The sequence below is a fragment of the Patescibacteria group bacterium genome (genome assembly GCA_041671645.1).
In the GTDB taxonomy this organism is placed as follows: Bacteria; Patescibacteriota; UBA1384; order XYA2-FULL-43-10; family 1-14-0-10-43-13; genus JBAZBD01.
Window position 1 is genome coordinate 438149 of record JBAZBD010000001.1, and the last position, 16537, is coordinate 454685.

General features: G+C 44.3%; 20 protein-coding genes. 14 read left to right on the forward strand and 6 right to left on the reverse strand.

Annotation, left to right across the window (positions count from 1 at the left end; genetic code table 11):
• The first annotated feature begins 29 nt into the window (after positions 1–29).
• On the forward strand, positions 30–575 hold the full coding sequence (locus tag WC227_02260; protein ID MFA6963516.1) for a hypothetical protein: 546 nt from the start codon (positions 30–32) through the stop codon (positions 573–575).
• A 261-nt stretch (positions 576–836) separates the two neighbouring features.
• Here the strand turns inward: WC227_02260 and WC227_02265 are convergent, their stop codons facing one another.
• The gene (locus WC227_02265; GenBank protein ID MFA6963517.1) at positions 837–2126 is read right to left on the reverse strand and encodes a hypothetical protein; all 1290 of its coding nucleotides are present in this window, start codon (positions 2124–2126) and stop codon (positions 837–839) included.
• Between the two features lie 181 nt (positions 2127–2307).
• On the opposite strand from WC227_02265, the gene WC227_02270 reads away from it, so the two are divergent.
• Positions 2308–3369: a hypothetical protein gene (locus WC227_02270; protein MFA6963518.1), complete on the forward strand. Its 1062-nt coding sequence runs from the start codon at positions 2308–2310 to the stop codon at positions 3367–3369.
• Positions 3370–4335 carry a permease gene (locus tag WC227_02275; protein ID MFA6963519.1) on the forward strand — a complete coding sequence of 322 codons (966 nt, stop codon included), beginning with the start codon at positions 3370–3372 and terminating at the stop codon, positions 4333–4335.
• A gap of 8 nt (positions 4336–4343) precedes the next feature.
• Here WC227_02275 and WC227_02280 read toward each other — a convergent pair whose 3' ends face one another.
• Positions 4344–4961 carry a DUF47 family protein gene (locus WC227_02280; protein ID MFA6963520.1) on the reverse strand — a complete coding sequence of 206 codons (618 nt, stop codon included), beginning with the start codon at positions 4959–4961 and terminating at the stop codon, positions 4344–4346.
• 8 nt (positions 4962–4969) lie between these two features.
• Positions 4970–5971, reverse strand: coding sequence for an inorganic phosphate transporter (locus tag WC227_02285; protein MFA6963521.1), 1002 nt, complete (start codon positions 5969–5971; stop codon positions 4970–4972).
• Positions 5972–6078: 107 nt separating this feature from the next.
• On the opposite strand from WC227_02285, the gene WC227_02290 reads away from it, so the two are divergent.
• On the forward strand, positions 6079–6801 hold the full coding sequence (locus WC227_02290) for a hypothetical protein (protein ID MFA6963522.1): 723 nt from the start codon (positions 6079–6081) through the stop codon (positions 6799–6801).
• A 52-nt stretch (positions 6802–6853) separates the two neighbouring features.
• Here the strand turns inward: WC227_02290 and WC227_02295 are convergent, their stop codons facing one another.
• On the reverse strand, positions 6854–7285 hold the full coding sequence (locus tag WC227_02295; GenBank protein ID MFA6963523.1) for a hypothetical protein: 432 nt from the start codon (positions 7283–7285) through the stop codon (positions 6854–6856).
• 111 nt (positions 7286–7396) lie between these two features.
• On the opposite strand from WC227_02295, the gene WC227_02300 reads away from it, so the two are divergent.
• From WC227_02300 to WC227_02340, 9 genes are all read left to right on the forward strand, one after another.
• A complete protein-coding gene (locus tag WC227_02300; GenBank protein ID MFA6963524.1) occupies positions 7397–8077 on the forward strand; it encodes a response regulator transcription factor in 681 nt (226 codons plus the stop codon).
• Positions 8074–9099, forward strand: a complete 1026-nt coding sequence (locus tag WC227_02305; GenBank protein ID MFA6963525.1) for a HAMP domain-containing sensor histidine kinase — start codon at positions 8074–8076, stop codon at positions 9097–9099. Before WC227_02300 ends, WC227_02305 begins: the two co-directional genes overlap by 4 nt.
• Positions 9100–9194: 95 nt before the next feature.
• Positions 9195–9635: a hypothetical protein gene (locus WC227_02310; protein ID MFA6963526.1), complete on the forward strand. Its 441-nt coding sequence runs from the start codon at positions 9195–9197 to the stop codon at positions 9633–9635.
• Positions 9636–9661: 26 nt separating this feature from the next.
• Positions 9662–10285 carry a GyrI-like domain-containing protein gene (locus WC227_02315; GenBank protein MFA6963527.1) on the forward strand — a complete coding sequence of 208 codons (624 nt, stop codon included), beginning with the start codon at positions 9662–9664 and terminating at the stop codon, positions 10283–10285.
• Positions 10286–10306: 21 nt separating this feature from the next.
• The gene (locus WC227_02320) at positions 10307–10786 is read left to right on the forward strand and encodes a hydrolase (GenBank protein MFA6963528.1); all 480 of its coding nucleotides are present in this window, start codon (positions 10307–10309) and stop codon (positions 10784–10786) included.
• 80 nt (positions 10787–10866) lie between these two features.
• Positions 10867–12228, forward strand: a complete 1362-nt coding sequence (locus WC227_02325) for an FtsX-like permease family protein (GenBank protein ID MFA6963529.1) — start codon at positions 10867–10869, stop codon at positions 12226–12228.
• 64 nt (positions 12229–12292) lie between these two features.
• Positions 12293–12964 (forward strand): ABC transporter ATP-binding protein, encoded by a 672-nt coding sequence (locus tag WC227_02330; GenBank protein MFA6963530.1) that lies wholly within the window; start codon positions 12293–12295, stop codon positions 12962–12964.
• A 71-nt stretch (positions 12965–13035) separates the two neighbouring features.
• The gene (locus tag WC227_02335) at positions 13036–14328 is read left to right on the forward strand and encodes an FtsX-like permease family protein (protein ID MFA6963531.1); all 1293 of its coding nucleotides are present in this window, start codon (positions 13036–13038) and stop codon (positions 14326–14328) included.
• A gap of 86 nt (positions 14329–14414) precedes the next feature.
• On the forward strand, positions 14415–15107 hold the full coding sequence (locus WC227_02340) for an ABC transporter ATP-binding protein (protein ID MFA6963532.1): 693 nt from the start codon (positions 14415–14417) through the stop codon (positions 15105–15107).
• 8 nt (positions 15108–15115) lie between these two features.
• Here the strand turns inward: WC227_02340 and WC227_02345 are convergent, their stop codons facing one another.
• Positions 15116–15766, reverse strand: coding sequence for a site-2 protease family protein (locus WC227_02345; protein ID MFA6963533.1), 651 nt, complete (start codon positions 15764–15766; stop codon positions 15116–15118).
• 106 nt (positions 15767–15872) lie between these two features.
• On the opposite strand from WC227_02345, the gene rpmB reads away from it, so the two are divergent.
• Positions 15873–16034 carry a 50S ribosomal protein L28 gene (gene rpmB, locus WC227_02350; protein MFA6963534.1) on the forward strand — a complete coding sequence of 54 codons (162 nt, stop codon included), beginning with the start codon at positions 15873–15875 and terminating at the stop codon, positions 16032–16034.
• 97 nt (positions 16035–16131) lie between these two features.
• On the opposite strand, the gene WC227_02355 is transcribed toward rpmB, so the two are convergent.
• Positions 16132–16470, reverse strand: coding sequence for a zinc-ribbon domain-containing protein (locus WC227_02355; protein MFA6963535.1), 339 nt, complete (start codon positions 16468–16470; stop codon positions 16132–16134).
• Positions 16471–16537 lie beyond the last annotated feature (67 nt).

A 16537-nucleotide genomic window follows, 5' to 3' on the forward strand; every position in this document is an offset into this window, starting at 1 on the left:
TCCCTCCGTCTAATCGGGGGGATTTTATTTTGGGTAGAATTGCAGGCAGTTTTCCTATCACTCTTTTCGGAGTAAGATTAGAATATGAAAAAAGTATTGAGAAAGAGATTATGAGGATCTTATTTGTGTGCACTGATAATATTGGGCGGAGCGTGACGGCTGAGTATTGCCTCAAAGATTATCTGGCCAAACATAATATTGATGGCGTTGATGTGGCTTCTGCCGGGACTCATGCGGATAGCGACATGACCGGATTTTCGATGGCGCATTTTCCGAAACTTATGAAGCTAGGTATTGATGCTTCTGGGCATAAGAGGCGACAACTGAGTCAAGAATTAGTGGATTGCGCCGACAAAATTGTGGTTTTTGACAATTCACACCAAGGGTGGATTAGGCAAAAATTCGGCCTGAATGTGCCTCTCTATAACGAGATATATATAAATGAATCAACTGAGATCAGGGTATCGGGACCAGAGTTGAAGGGCACCTCTGACGATCGGATGATCCAGCTCGTAGACTATATTTATAGTTCAACCCCAACTTTTTGGGAAAATTTGAAATTGCTCTCTAAATAAAATTCCCGTCTCGCTTCATAAGTGGCGGATTAGACGCTATAGCGGGATAACCGCCACTTTTAGGCATATTAATCTTTGAGCTGAAAGCCGGGAAGTTATCCAACTTATTTAAGCCATCTAAGTTATTCAAGTTAATGAAACAAAAATCCCGCTCCGAAATCGAGGAGTAAAGTACTAGTTTTGACCTCATATTTTGGTCGAGCGCCGATGCGGCGACCATTTGAAAGCTATTATTGATGCCACGGATAGGGGAATCTTGGCCTAGAATTGACCAATGATGTTTTTGTAGCCAGCTTCGGGGTCTGAGCCGTCAACTGTTTTGGCCGTCGGGGCAGTGAAGCCTCTTGGCGTCATCATGTTCTCTTGATTCGTAAATTCGTATCTTGTATAGAATATTTTAGCCGCTCCGAGTTCTATCGCTTTTCTGGTACTGGCCAATATTTGTGTCGCATTTATGTCTGGATCGGAAGAAATTAGTGCCTCTGCTTCAGTCACCCAAATCGGTTTATTGATGTTGAATTCTGCGAGCAATCTTTTGTATGGCTCGACATTGAAACTGTCGATCGAATCGCTGGTGATGCAGTGAACATTGGCATAATCAAAAGCGGCGATAGTGTCGGCATTTGCAAATACACTACGGTAGAAACCGATAAAATTATTATTTCCACCGGCTGCTCCAGCGATCACCACTTTGGCTTCCGAATCGGCGGCCTTGATCGCCTCGGATGTGTTTATCAGCAGAGTACCATAAGCCTCAGGTGTGTCTTTCCAAAATTTCAGACGATCGATGCCGTCGGGCGAAGATAAATCAGGTTCGTTCATCACCTCCCAGTGCTTGATTGGCATAGTCAGACCGGCCATATCCTTGATGCCGTCTCCGTCATAACGCTCAACCATAGCGGTGATCCATTTCTTGTAAGCGATCCAGTCTGTCGGCGCGCATCTCTGAAGCGGCAGATACCCGCGTCCATAGGTTTCCTCGTCGAGACCAGGCTTGCTGCCCTTTTTGGAATCCTCGCCTCCGGGCGCAAATTCATCATTTGAGGACACAGCGCAACTACTAGCCTTTGGATTATTCATCTGATCCCAATCAGCAAAGGGCCATATGGTGGCAAGTATTGCAACATTGTCTTTTTGGTATCGTGCGACTTCTTTGTCGGAGATAGAATAATAGTATTCAGCGTCGGCGCTGGATTGGCTTCTCTCCCAGACGAAGGCTCCGGGGTGCGGCCTGACCCAACCCCCACCAACCCCAGTGATGAATTCGCCGTCTCCGGGTCCGGCCGACAAAAATCCAAATTTGTTATTCAAAATTGACTCAGGGATAGTTACTTTGGCCACAACACTATTTTCATCGGCTGGAGTGGATGTGCTCACGCCCTTATCATCCGTCGGCTCCTCTCCTTTTCGAATCACAAAGAAGGCAACACCCGCTAATATCAAAAAGGCTGCTGCTATTACGATCCAAAGTTTTTTCTTGCTAGACTTCTTCGGTGGTTCGATGCCCTGTTCGCTAGTCGCTGTGCTCTGACTGCTATCTTGAGTTTCCATATCCCACTCCTTTTAATTTATTGATGTATATATTATATTCCGATGTATAAAAAACTAGAAGACATCATTTGATCAATGAAGTGGCATTTATTTGCCAGCGTCTTTGGCGTAAAATATGGTCAGGAGCTAATATCAATTGGTCGTGGTATGATATTGGAGTAGATATTTAATTGGAGGCGATATGGACAAATTTGTGAAGAAATTAAAGCCCCTGTGCAAAAATGAATTTCTGAAAAAGTGGTGGCTGGTAATATTGCTATCAATAATTTTGGCCGGTGGTGTTCTCGTATTTTTGCGTGGAGATGAGGACGAATGGACTAAGAATAAATATGGAATTTGGGTCAAACATGGCAACCCGAGTAGCGCCGCTCCTGACGGGGCGAAAACAGCTGAGACTTGGAAGCGGGACAAGACTATGCTGATGGGCGAGACAACATCGAGTGACACCCATAAAATTTCTGACAATCTATATCGTATGTTTGTGAATGGAAAAGGCGGAATTTCATACGCTGAATCGACCGACGGCAAGAACTGGGGCTCCCTTGCCAACACCGGGGTGACGGAGGACGAGAATATGATGATCTCCAATCCTTCTGCACTAAAACTGGCCGATGGAAGCTGGATTATGCTCTATGAACAGACGTCAAAAACTCAGCCGGGCCAGCAAAAAGGTCCAAATGGTAAATCAAACCAGAGGAACCTTTACCTGGCTACCTCTGCAGACGGTATTACTTTTGCGAAGCAGGGGATTGCTATTGATAGTAGCAAAAGTGACAATTTCTTCGCTTCAGTCCCAGATATGGTATTGATGCCGAACAACGATGTCCGCCTTTACTACGTTTGTGGCGGTAACGCGATCTGCTCAAGTATTTCGAAGGACAGCGGCAAAACCTGGGTCAAGGAGCCAGGTTTTCGGATGGCGAACATGGCAGTCGATCCTGATGTGGTCAAACAAACGGTCGATGGCAAGACTAGTTGGGTGATGTATTATTCAGTCTTGGAGCCAAGCGAAAACAATCTTTTCAAGGCCATCTCGACCGACGGATATCTTTGGACGAAATTGTCTGGCCAGGTGATCAAAAAGACTGGTGAAAACGCGATTGTTGACCCTGATGTATTTGAAACTACGCCAGGGAGCTGGGTTATGAATTTTGGAGAATCAGGCGGCAATTCCTCTACTGGAGGAGACCAGATCAATCTCTACCGCGCCACATTTGAGGGCGATATCTTCGCAGAGAAATAAATGGATACAATATTCTACCCTATCAAATTACTTGCCGAATGGCTTACGGGAAGCGTTTTCTCTATCTACGGCGACTCACGACTCGGTGAAGTGATCAACTTTTTCATATACGACACGATCAAGATTTTGATCCTGCTTTTCGTGATTATTTTTGTCGTCTCGATGATTCGCTCTTTTCTTCCACCGGAAAAGATTCGTCGATTGCTGTCTCACAAGAATCAATTTATCGGCAATATTTTGGCCTCACTCCTTGGAATTGTTACACCATTCTGTACTTGCAGTGCAATTCCTCTCTTCCTGGGTTTTATCGAAGCTGGTGTGCCGCTGGGCGTGACTTTTTCTTTCCTGATTGCTAGCCCGATGATCAACGAAGTTGCACTGGTGCTACTTCTGGGCATGTTTGGCTGGAAAATCGCCCTACTATATATAGTAAGCGGCCTTTTGATAGCCATAGTGTCAGGCCTGGTTATTGGCCGACTCAAGCCTGAGAAATTATTGATCGAAATTGATTATCAAAAAAATATTTTTAACGAACAGCGCAAAATTACTTGGAAATATCGGGTGAACTGGGCCAGGGAATACGCCCTCAACATTACCAAAAAAGTTTGGGTTTATGTCGTCGTCGGTATCGCACTCGGGGCGATAATCCATGGCTATGTGCCGACCGATTTCTTGGCACGATACGCTGGAAGCGACAAATGGTATGCAGTTCCGTTTGCCACGTTGCTCGGCGTCCCACTCTATTCAAATGCAGCTGGGATCGTCCCATTGATCTCGGTATTGACGGAAAAGGGCGTAGCGATCGGGACGGTTCTCGCTTTTATGATGGCAGTGACGGGGCTATCCTTGCCAGAGTTTATGATTTTGAAGAAAGTGATGAAAACAAAATTGATCATAATCTTTGCCTCGATAGTCGCATTGGGCATTATGCTGACCGGGTATTTGTTTAATTTAGTACTAAAATAAGTCTTTGGCTATTGGTTCTTGACCACGATTGTCTCAATCGTGTTGGCGGCGTCTTCGCAACGATCTGTAATGTGTTCTAGGATTTCGTAGAGTTCCTTGATTTTCATAATAGTGATTGGGTCGGTCTCATTTTTGAACAATTCTCCTAGTGTATGGCGGTGTAAATCATCAGCCTCGTTTTCGATGAAATTGACAAACTCGCAGTGTTTGAGAAGTTTGGCCTGATTTTTGTTTTTGCCCAATTCTCTAACTGCCGCAACGACTTGTTTGATCGCTTTCTCGGCGATGTGGATGTAGAGAAAAGCGGGTTTGGGGATGGGATCAATGTTGTAGATATATATTCTGGCAACTGCCATATCCATGACGTCTATAACATCATCGAGTTCGGAAGCTAACTCGGCAATATCCTCGCGGTCAAGTGGGGTGATGAAGGTCTTGTTCAGTTTGTTCATGACCTCATGGATAACATCGTCGGCATCGTGCTCGATTTTTTTGATTTTGATCGATTGCTTGTGAGCGTCGGTGTTGGTCTCGAGATCAGAAAGAACGTCGACCGCTTTTTGCATCAGGGTGGCCTGTTTTTCAAAAAGTACGAAGAAATCAGTTGACTGCGGGAAAAATCTCATAAAATCCTTTATTTAATAAAAAGTATGACAATTTGATAGACGACGAAGGAGAAGATGGCGGCAAGCGGGATGGTCAAAAGCCAGGCCCAAACAATATTGAAAGTCACGCCCCAACGGACGGCTGAGAGTCGTCTGGCCGATCCGACCCCAGAAATGGCTCCAGTAATGACATGAGTGGTCGAGACCGGAACGCCAAGATGGGTAGCGAAGAAGATGCTGAAGGCGCTGGCTGTCTCGGCGGCGAAGCCGTCTATCGGACGAAGCTTGGTGATCTTGCTGCCCATTGTTTTGACAATGCGCCATCCACCAAATAGGGTGCCCAGGGCGATGGCAGCCTGGCAGGAAAGCACAACCCAGAGTGGAATTGTAAATGTATGGGTGATACCGCCGGCCAAAAGGACTGTCGCTATTATACCCATAGTTTTCTGTGCATCGTTACCACCATGGCCCAAACTGTAGAGAGCGGCCGAGAATATTTGCATTATTTTGGACCATTTTGTAACTTTGGCTGGAGTCTGCTTGCGTGCGATCCAGGTCACCAAAGTTATTAATACAAGCCCCAGGACCATCCCGATTGTGGGGGCCAGGACTATGAAAATTACTGTTTTGGTCCAGCCAGCCCAGAGAACCGCACCGAATCCCGCTTTGGCAATAGCGGCCCCAGCATAGCCTCCGATCAGGGCGTGGGAGGAACTAGTCGGGAGGCCGAAGTACCAGGTTGTCAAATTCCAGACAATGGTTCCGATTACTCCAGCCATAATGACGTAGAGATCAACCTGGTTGATATCGATCATGCCCTTTCCGATGGTCTTGGCGACGGCGGTGCCGAAGATTAGGAAGGCGATAAAATTAAAAAAGGCTGCCCATATGACAGCTTGTTTTGGCGTGAGCACTCTTGTTGACACAACGGTCGCTACAGAATTGGCGGCGTCGTGGAAACCATTGGTAAAGTCAAAAATTAGCGCCAGGGCGATAATTACGATTATTAAGATGAGTGTGCCTGTGATCATCTTCCTCAATCTAACAGATAAAATTATTCTTTGTCTAGGGGGCGATACTGGCGAGAAGTATAATTTTGGGATAGAATTTATTTATATTTATAAATGGAAGGAGCTCGATGTCGGAAGAAAAGGGCCAGAAAAGCCGGTTGACTCTAATTATTGCTGTCCTGATGCTGATTTTTCTCTTAATTATATTTTTCCGCTTTGGGTTTGTCCTTAGTTTTTGGATTACATTGATCCTGTGGCTAGTCTATTGGTGCGTCAAATATTTCTTGAAATTGTCGGTGATGATTTCCTGGATTATTCTGTTTTTCATTATCATTTTTAGTTTGCTTGTTTCAATTAACGTTTTTCCTGGCTTGAAAGTTGTCAAAAGCACTAGTAAATCTACAACCTCTGCCACTTTGGTCAAATGTACTTCGACATCATCTGATCAGCCAACCACCATCCCTGGTTACAAAGCATTGATGTACGCCCAGGGCCTTAATTCAAATAGCGAGACGGATACGGGGACAAGGACATTTTCGCTCTCAGCTTTGAAAAGCAAATCAGGAGGGGACGATATTTACTTCAATTTTGCCAAAGATCCCGAGGGGAATATCAAAGGGGTCAAGGGTATGATCGAAGTTTGCGACTCAAACAATATGACTTCCCGACTTGGCACGACCAAGGACACGACAGCTACTCCGGCTGGTGAAAACGCATGGGGCGTTATCTATTATATGCATGGTGGCAACTACCCTCATGGCACTGGCGAGTATAGAGTTGATTCATATGCCAATGTGAGCGGGACTTGGGTCTTTGTCGGGAGAGTAACAGGAATCACAATTACAGAATAGTCCGAATGTTGTACTCAATAAAAAACCAACGCATCTATTGGTGTGTTGGCGGTTATTTGAATAGAGGAAAAAATTCGAGACAGGCAGGGTATAGCAAGCAAAGTCCGAGGGCGACTAGTTTGAATCCGAGCCAGCTATAAGTCTGGTGATGCGCCTCACTGCTTTTGCGAGTGAGAGTGAACATTGACATTACGGCCATGCCCCAGAAAATCGAACGGCCAACCTCGCAAGCGCCCTCTTTGTCGGCCATGACAGCGGCGAAGATAAACATTGTGGCTGCGATTGCGTGAAATACAATCCATCGATAGGACTTAGTGTAGAACCCTATGATGTATGGGAGGAAGGCAAGCAGCCATACAGTGTATGACACTGGGTGGATGACTGATATGCTCTCTGCTACGATTTTGGTACAGGGTAGTAGAAAGTAGGTAGCTGCATAAAGGACAGCGAAGACAAGAAACCACAGAAAAATTAATTTTTTCACAGACGTCACCTCTCCTACTTCTATAACATAAAACTCAATTATTAACAATCAGATATTCGGTGGTTACCTCTCCTCAGTTTATTTTCAGCTATTTTGGTGTATGATCTGTTTATGAGAATACTTATTGTCGAAGATGATCACAAAATTGCAAATGCAGTCAAGAAGGGTTTGGAACAGGAATTGTATGCTGTAGATATTTCTTATGATGGCAAAGATGGCTTGGGTAATGCGCTTACAAATCCGTATGATTTAATCATACTCGACCGAATGTTACCTGAAGTCGACGGTATCAAAATCTGCGAAGCAATTAGGAAAAAACAAATTCATACTCCAATAATTATATTGACCGCAAAGGATAAAGTGGGCGACAGGGTCGAGGGGCTAAATGCCGGTGCTGATGATTATCTGGTCAAACCTTTTGCTTTTGAAGAATTATTAGCTAGGGTCCGTGCTTTACTTAGGCGCCCCAAAAATGTAATAGCAAATGTGATTACCGTTGGTGATTTACGATTGGATACTATTACTTTTGAAGTATTTAGGGGAGACAAACCGATTGATCTGTCATCAAAAGAATTTGCTCTTTTGGAATATATGATGAGAAACTCCGATAGGATATTGACCAAGGATAACATTATCGGGCACGTTTGGGATTATGATGCAGATATATTGCCCAACACAGTTGAGGTGTATATCGGGTATTTGAGAAATAAAATTGACAAGCCTTTTGTTGGAAAAAAACCATTAATTCAAACCGCTCGTGGGTTTGGCTACAAAATCGGAATAGGAAAATGAAAATTAACAAAATCTTCAAAGATATTTTTGATCAAGCTTCACTACGTCTGTCGCTGTTTTATGTATTGATTATTATGATGATTAGTATCGGATTTAGCGTCGGTTTATTCAATATCTCCTCAAATGAAATAGGCAGAGGTCTTGGCAAACAATCTCGCTTTCTCCAAGATATTAACATGCACGTCCTGGCTCCCAATATTGATCTTGAGCGATTGAGACAAGAGCAGATTGACGAGAGCAACGGAAATTTGCGGACCAATCTGATTTATTTCAATCTGTTGATTCTTTTGCTCTCTTCGTGTGCCAGTTATTTCTTCGCCAGAAAAACACTGGAGCCGATTAGAGAATCTGTCGAGGCCCAAAATCGTTTTACGGCTGACGCCTCTCACGAATTGCGTACGCCGCTGACAGCTCTTCGAACAGAAATTGAAGTCGCAATGCGCGATGATAAATTAAATCTGCAAGCGGCCAAGAAGCTTCTTGAAAGTAATCTTGAAGAAATAGCCAAACTGGAATCTCTTTCCAACGCGCTTTTGAAGCTAGCCAAAAATGAGAACTCGAAGCCAGAAATTGGGAAAGTTGATCTGAGTGAAGTTGTTATTAGCGCCTATGAGAAGGTCGAGAGTTTGGCCAACAAAAAGTCGATGATCTTTGATAATCACTTGCAGCCAGCAATTGTTCGCGGCGATAGGCATAGCTTGACCGAACTTTTCGTTATCCTTTTGGATAATGCGATCAAGTACAGCCCGAACAAATCAAAAATTAATATTGATATTCAAATTGATGGCAATTTCGTACTTGTCGGAATTAAGGATCGAGGCCTGGGAATCAAGGCTTCGGATCTTCCTTATATATTTAATCGATTCTATCGAGCGGATAATTCTCGGAGCAAGGAAAGTGTCGCTGGCTATGGGCTTGGTTTGTCGATTGCGAAACAAATCGCTGATCTTCACGGTGGCAATTTGAGCGCTACGAGCAAGCCTGGCAAGGGCAGTGAGTTCATTGTAAAATTGCCGGCTTAAGTTGTTGAACAATTTTGTCTTAAGGATTAAGATAAAGGTGTCCTTTTTGCGTTTGAAATAATTTTATAAAAACAAATCAAAATCATAGGAGAAAAATGCCAAAAAAGAAAAACAAAAAATTCCAGCTGACCGATATCCCAGATATCATGGTGAAATGGGTCGGGTCTACAAATTCCTTAATCGTACACACTCTAATCTTTTTGTTTTCATTTCTATCGCATTGGATTTTTGGGATATCATTAGACTTTGTCCTATTAGTTCTGACCACCGTAGTATCCCTTGAGGCTATCTATCTCGCCATATTCATTCAGCGCTCAGTAAATCAACAAGCGACACGCCTTGAAGATGTTGAGGAAGCTCTTGATGACGTTGAAGAAAGTTTGGATGACGTCGAAGAATCAATTGATGATGTTGAAGAGAGTTTATCGTCGAAAGACGGTGCGCCCCACAAGAACTCAAAAGAAATTCATCGCTCCCTGGAGGAACTAATTTCTGAAATCAAAGCATTATCAAAAGAGATCAAAAATCGTTCATAAATATAATTTAATGCATGGAGTGAACCATGGCAAAAGTTGATTATAAGAAAGAGATGAAGGAACTATATAGTCCTTCGACCAAAGAAGTGGCAGAAGTTGTCGTGCCCAAAATGAATTTCCTGATGATTGATGGCAAGGGCGACCCCAATACTTCTCAGGAATATATTGACTCGATTCAGACGCTTTATCCCGTGGCCTATACGATTAAATTTGCAATCAAGAAGTCAACCGGCCTGGACTTCGGCGTGATGCCGCTCGAGGGACTTTGGTGGTCAGATGACATGAGTGATTTTACGGCTGGTAAGAAGGACAATTGGCAGTGGACGAGCATGATCATGCAGCCAGACGTCGTGACCAGGGAAATTTTTGAAAAAGCAGTGGCGGACGTCAAAGCCAAGAATCCGCCAGCTGGCGGACCAGCATCTATCGACAAAATACGGTTTGAAAGTTACGACGAAGGCCAGGCCGCACAAATTATGTATATTGGTTCGTACTCTGAAGAGGGGCCGACGATCAAGCGGATCCATGAAAAAATATTATCTGGTGGTGGTAAGCTCTCTGGCAAACATCATGAAATTTATCTGTCGGATCCGCGTAAAGCAGACCCGAAAAAACTAAAAACCGTGATTAGACAGCCATTCAAGGAGTAGAAAATAATACTTGGAGGAATCATGAAGCAAGAAGGAACATGTTGTCCGAAATTTGACCCGGCACCGTGGCAGGAAAAGGAAGTGACTTGGAGGGACAAACTTTTCGTCAAAGATAGTGTGAAAGCATTTATGCATATTCCGCTCAATATGGGTGCGGTCATGACAAAAATGGGCAAGCTGATCGATGAGACAGGCGCAAAACTGGACAACAATGATTATCTAATCTTGTCGGACGAACTATCTCCATGGAAAAGCGACCAACTCATAGCCGTAACCAAGGAGGTCCCGGGACTTGAGAGCGTCAGACTATCGGGCACATACCTAACCAAAGTTTTCGAAGGGCCTTATCAGGAGGCGCCGAATTGGTATCGTGAAATGCAAAATTTTGTGAAGGGGAAGGGTAAAGAGGCCAAGAAAATATACATGTTCTATACCACCTGTCCAAAATGTGCAAAGAAATATGGCCATAATTACGTCGTTCTCCTGGCTCAAATAAGATAACGCGGCGTCTATAAGCAGATTCTCAGAAATTGCTCATACTATATATGAGTAGGTTTTATTTATAATTTTTTGGAGCAACTATGGGCGTAATCATCCGTGGGTTTAAGAACGCATTTCGCAATAACGTCAGAACGGTCTCGGTCGTTTTCATCTTGGCGCTTTCTATTGCCATGTCACTAGTCATGTTGTTGTCGCTTAAGACCGTCCAGGGCAGGATCGAGTCTGTCAAAAGTTCGATTGGAAACACGATCAGCGTTTCACCGGCCGGTGCTCGCGGTTTTGAAGGAGGCGGAGAACCTTTGACTTCTGCGGATATAAGCTCGATTTCTTCTTTGTCTCATGTCACCAAGGTCAGCCAGACGGTCAACGACCACCTAACCCCAGGCACAAATACAAATCTTGTTCCCTCTCAGGAAGCTGGCACGATTGGAAATCGTCAGAGACAGCAGATGGGGGCGGATGATGGGAGCGCCACGGCGCGTAATCAACGTGTCTTCGCCATGCCTATCATGGTGACGGGCACGAACGATCTGACCAATACGGCAAGTCTCTTTGTCGATAGTTTCACAATCACAAGTGGCGAAAAGTTTGATGGTGGTTCTGACCAAAATGTCGCGTTGGTCGGAAGCGAGCTAGCCACCAAAAATAATCTTAGTGTCGGCTCCACCTTCCAGGCATATGGCAAAGATATTTCGGTTGTCGGAATATTTGATGGCGGAAGCAAATTTGCAAACGCCAACTTTGTCATGCCATTGAAATCCCTTCAAATTTTGTCTGGCCAAGCTGACCAGGTCACTTCGGCGACCGTATTAGCTGACTCGATCGACAACATTGCCGCTGTCAAAGACTCAATCAAATCAAAGCTTGGGGCGAAGGCGGATGTCACAGCTCAACAGGATAGTTCTGCAGAAGCAGTCAAGCCTCTCGAAAATATCAAAACGATTTCTCTTTACAGTCTGATCGGATCACTAGCGGCCGGAGCAATAGTAATATTCTTGACCATGCTGATGATTGTGCGCGAACGTCGTCGCGAAATTGGCGTGCTCAAGGCGATAGGATCATCAAATATCGGAATTGTGGCAATGTTTAACGTAGAGTCGCTCGTCCTGACCTTGACCAGTAGCGTAGTTGGCATATTCATGGGTCTAGTATTTAGCAATCCCATTTTGAAAGTTCTAGTCAACAATTCAGAGGCTTCGGGCAACGCCTCGGTAGCGAGTATGGGCGGTCCGAATCATGACCATGCCGCTATGATGGCTGGTGTAGCGGCTAGAGCTCTTCCTGGAGCCAGGAATGCGCTGAATAATCTGCATGCCGTTGTCGGCTGGGATATCCTTCTCTACGGCTTGGGCGCTGCAGTCTTGATTGCGATAATTGGAAGTGCCATACCCGCCTTCTTCATTTCTAAAGTTCGCCCTGCTGAAGTGATGAGAGCGGAATAATCAGCGAAGCTGATTATTCTAGTCGAAAGTTGAAAGAAAAAGTTTATAAAGTCAAAAGGAATATATGCTAAAAGTAACAAATCTAACCAAAAAGTTTGAATCTGGAGATAGTGATGTTGTCGCGGTGAAGGATGTAAGTCTCGAAATCCCGACTGGTGTCTTCTCGACCATAGTTGGCAAAAGCGGAAGCGGTAAGAGCACCCTATTGTCATTGCTTGGTGCGCTGGATAAGCCGACCTCAGGATCGATCGATGTCGATGGCCAAAATATCAGCAAATTCGGCGATTCGAAATTGATCAAATACAGACGAGAAAAAATCGGTTTTATCTTCCAAAATTATAATTTAATACCCAATCTAACTGCACTTGAGAATGTGATGCTTCCGATGGAATTTGCGGGGCTCAGCGTCAAAGCGCAAAAAGATAGAGCGGCAAAACTTCTTGATCAGGTAGGAATGAATGGGGATAAACAAAGCCGCAAACCTGGTCGTCTATCTGGCGGAGAACAGCAGAGGGTGGCGATAGCGCGTTCACTGGCCAACAAGCCAAAATTAATTTTGGCTGATGAGCCAACGGGAAATCTTGATAGCGCGACAGGGAAAATTATTATAAAGCTCCTGAAAGACCTAGCAAAATCTGAAGATACTACTATTGTAGCTGTAACTCATGACGACGGTATTGCAGCCGAATCACATCTGACGTTTCGCCTAAAGGATGGCAAGCTGGTGAAAAATTAATAGTGTTTGGCCTACCAATCTTCGGTATTCTTATGATAAAATATCTTTGCAATTAAAAAAGAGGTTTTGTCATGGAAATTTTGAGAAATATGTGGCGTCGAAAGTTTAGAACTTTTCTGACTATTTTTGGCATTGTGATTGGGATCTTCGCTTTCACTGTGATGGGCAGTATGGCGCTCAAATTGAACAAAATGATCGATGGCGGTAAGCGCTATATCACGGGGCAAATCTCGATTTCTCCCAAAGGCACAGATTTTACCATGGGCGGCAGCGGCACTTCGACTTTGCCAGTGGATTTGTTGCAGAAAATTGCGGCAGTCGAAGGAGTCGAAGCAGTCGAGGGCTCAGTAAGCCTCGTGGTTGATGAGCCAAACCTTGATGATCCAGCGAGCGCATCTATGAATATGGGTCAGCCACCAACAATATATAGTATTGATCCTAGCTCAAATTTTAAAAACAAAAACTGGGCGACACTGGATATGAAAGAGGGCGAAGAGATCGGGAAAGATACAGCTGAAAACGAGATTGCGATTGGCTATACAGTCGCCCTGGACAAGAAGTGGAAGATGGGGGATACGGTCAAAATCCGCGGACGCGAGTTTAAAGTGGTCGGAATTCTCAATAAGACTATGACTGGACCGGATAGTTATGTTTTCATGAATATCAAACCTGCTAGGGAAATGTTTGTAGACTCAAATCCATTTTTGAAATCCTTGAAGACTCAATCTGAAAACACGGCGAATATTTCAGACACAGAGCTGGCCAAACTTTCGCCTGAGGCGCGGGCTCAAATAGTTCAGGCCCAATCATTTAAGATGGAAAACATTTCGACGGCAGCTTCGGTTTCTTGGAAAGATGGGGTTGATTCAGACAAGCTCTCGACTACGATTAAAGACCAGTTCAAAAGCGAGGTTACAGTCCTCTCGCCAAAGGCGATGGGAGAGCTGATCGACAAGGCTTCGGCCACGATGAATGCGATTATTCTCGGTGCGGCTTTGCTCGCTTTAATCGTCGGACTCTTCTCTATAGTGAATACAATGGTGATGTCGATATCCGAGCGGACCAAGGAGATAGGAATCAAGAAGGCTCTGGGTGCGTCAAATCGATCAATTGCTTTCGAATACACCATGGAAGCTGGACTGATCGGATTTTTGGGCGGAGTGATCGGCGCTGCTCTTGGAGGTCTATCGGCATATTTGATCAATCAGAAAATGGCCGCGAAGGGGGCAGAAATCTTCCTTCTCGATACCAGCTTCTTTGTTTATGTCCTCATATTCTCCTTTGTCGTAGGTATTATTGCGGGGGTTATCCCAGCGATGAGAGCGGCGAAGTTGAAGGTTGTCGAAGCCGTACGAGAATTATAAGAATGTCATTCCGGACTTGATCCGGAATCTAAATAATAATGATTGGACCCCGGATCAAGTCCGGGGTGACAAATAATAAGGAAAGTATGGAATCAAAAATAATTGTAAGTGCCAAAGGACTCAAAAAAAGTTATAAGATGTCGAAGCACAATGTGGTGCAGGCGCTGGACGGCGTCGATATCGAGGTCAAGCAGGGAGACTTTACCGCGATCGTTGGTCCTTCCGGCTGTGGCAAGTCCACATTGATGCACATATTGGGGCTATTGGATCGACCCGATGAAGGAGATCTTTTTATCGATGGAGAAGATTTTAGCAAATTAAAAGACGATAAGGCTTATAAAGTAAGGGCCAAAAAGGTCGGCTTTATCTTCCAGGGATTTAATCTGATCCCTACACTGACTGCGCTAGAAAATGTAGTTCTGGCGGGAAAATACGGCGGGATGAAACTGGCTGAGCGCAAAAAGAGAGCCATCGAGTTGCTCAATATGGTAGGTCTAGCTGAGCGCATGAATCACAAGCCCAACGAGCTCTCTGGCGGCCAACAGCAGCGAGTAGCGATGGCCAGGGCCCTAATGAACGATCCAGCAATAATTTTGGCTGATGAGCCAACTGGTGAGCTAGATACCAAAACCTCACTTGAGATTATGGAGATGCTCAAAAAGCTAAATCGTGAGGGCAAGACTTTCCTGATAGTGACTCACAACATGGACGTTGCGGCCGAGTGCAAAAATGTTATTCGACTCAGAGACGGCAAGAACGATATATCCAAATTAAAATAATTGTACTTTTATCCGACTAGCATTGTCGGGTCGATACCGATAATTTTCGATAAAGCTAAGATTAGGGGTCGGATCAATTGCAAGAAGATCGAGCTGCCCGAGACCTGATCGTAAATGATAATCCCAAGCAGGAGGTACGGGCCAAAGTTTTGGTATGTTTCCCTCATTGGCGGCGACATAAGTGGCTCGATCAAGTGTGACCCATCGAGTGGGGGAATCGGCAAGATATTGAAGGACGCAAGGGCAATATTTAGGACAGCAGCCAAGTTCAAGATTTGGACCAGGAAGGAGTGCGTTCCGGAAATCCCAGCAGAGACAAGAACCTTGAGAATAATTGAAATAATTAGGGCGATAATTAAGTTTGTGATAATCCCAGCAAGTGAAACCCAGATCTCTGAACTCTTGTTTCGGAAATAGGCTGGGTTGACTGGTACTGGTTTGCCCCAGCCAAAACCAATGATTAGAAGCATAATACTACCAACCAAATCCAGATGGGCTAGAGGATTGATAGTGAGGCGCCCCTCAATTTTGGCTGTCGGATCGCCTGCCCAGTTGGCCACCAACGCGTGAGCAAATTCATGAAGGGTGAGGCTGAAAATAATAATTGCTAAAAATATTATTCCTACGACTGGGTCCTGAAAGATTGATAATAATAGCATTGTTCCTCGTCTTGATAAATATCTTAGTTTTTGTTATGATATGCAGGTTCGGTATTGATTTGACTTCCTTATAAATATTTTAACATTTCACGCGGGAGATAAAAAGATGGCAAGATGCGCAATATGTGTGAAAAGTGCGACAGCGGGGAACCAAGTCTCACATTCACAGATTCATACAAAGAGAACCTTTAAGCCAAACCTACAAAAAGTTGGTGGTGTTATGTTATGCACTCGTTGCATGAAGACCATCAAAAAGATCACAAAATAGGGGCAGGTTATAAAGTCGAAAGTTCAAAGTCGAAAGAAACGATTCATGGTCTTGTCTTAGTCTTGTAACTTTATACTTTATACTTTATCACTTTGAACTAACTTGGTAGTTTTTCGCCGCTCTCGATAATCTTCTTGTCACGTTCATCTTGGAGTTTCTTGAAACAGTCCTCGCAGAGAATATCTTCTGTAGTTGGCTGGAAGGGGACTTCATTTTTTTTGCCACAAACTCGGCATTTGATCCACCACATTGGGTGTTTGTCTCGTAATTTGTCACGGTTTTTGGCGGTGCAAACTTTGCAACGTTTTGGCAGATTTTGCAATCCTTTCTCGAGGAAGAATTTCTGCTCTCCGGCAGTAAAAATAAATTTATCACCACAATCTTTACAAACTAATGTTTTGTCTTCTAGCTCGCTGATATCTACTTTTGGACTCATATATTCTCCTATTTAATCTTCTTCCATAATACCACTCTAAATCCGTTAAAACTAGTTTTGGCGGATT